At 47.0% G+C, this 670-nt stretch carries 5 tRNA genes; all 5 read right to left on the bottom strand.

Annotated features, from left to right (window positions below):
- Nucleotides 1-100: 100 nt before the first annotated feature.
- Nucleotides 101-176: transfer RNA gene (locus AB4371_RS22450), tRNA-Val, on the bottom strand.
- Nucleotides 177-208: 32 nt separating this feature from the next.
- Nucleotides 209-284: transfer RNA gene (locus AB4371_RS22445), tRNA-Ala, on the bottom strand.
- Nucleotides 285-309: 25 nt separating this feature from the next.
- Nucleotides 310-385 (bottom strand) — tRNA-Val (locus AB4371_RS22440).
- 25 nt (nt 386-410) lie between these two features.
- Nucleotides 411-486: transfer RNA gene (locus tag AB4371_RS22435), tRNA-Lys, on the bottom strand.
- Between the two features lie 20 nt (nt 487-506).
- Nucleotides 507-582: transfer RNA gene (locus tag AB4371_RS22430), tRNA-Glu, on the bottom strand.
- Nucleotides 583-670 lie beyond the last annotated feature (88 nt).

Here is a 670-nt window from a genome sequence, read left to right as displayed (position 1 = left end):
TCCAAATTGTTAAAGAGCAAGAGTTTTTAAAGCATTAAACTTTCAAAACCATTTTTAAATACACTCAGTTTTCTATTACTAAGAAAAGTGTGCTTAAAGATGGTGGGCGATACCGGGCTCGAACCAGTGACCCCCTGCTTGTAAGGCAGGTGCTCTCCCAACTGAGCTAATCGCCCATGATAGTTTTGATTCCTTCATGGAGAAGGAATGGTGGAGCTATGCGGGATCGAACCGCAGACCTCCTGCGTGCAAGGCAGGCGCTCTCCCAGCTGAGCTATAGCCCCATATTTTTATTTCCTTGGGAGGAAATGGTGGGCGATACCGGGCTCGAACCAGTGACCCCCTGCTTGTAAGGCAGGTGCTCTCCCAACTGAGCTAATCGCCCCAAATTTTATTTCCTTGGGAGGAAATGGTGGGTCGTGCAGGATTCGAACCTGCGACCAATTGATTAAAAGTCAACTGCTCTACCAACTGAGCTAACGACCCTTTTTACTTCTTGGAGGAAGTGGTATCCCGTAGGGGAGTCGAACCCCTGTTACCGCCGTGAAAGGGCGGTGTCCTAGGCCTCTAGACGAACGGGACACTGCAATTCATCTCTACTTTAAAAGTAGAAACAAACTTCGAAGAACTTGGGAGTTCTTCATCTCTTTACTTTTCTAAACCTAATCAA

This window comes from Vibrio sp. 10N.261.51.A3 (assembly GCF_041471965.1).
In the GTDB taxonomy this organism is placed as follows: Bacteria; Pseudomonadota; Gammaproteobacteria; order Enterobacterales; family Vibrionaceae; genus Vibrio; species Vibrio crassostreae_C.
Note: the sequence above shows the minus strand (reverse complement) of the source record. Positions and strands in the feature narration are given on the sequence as shown.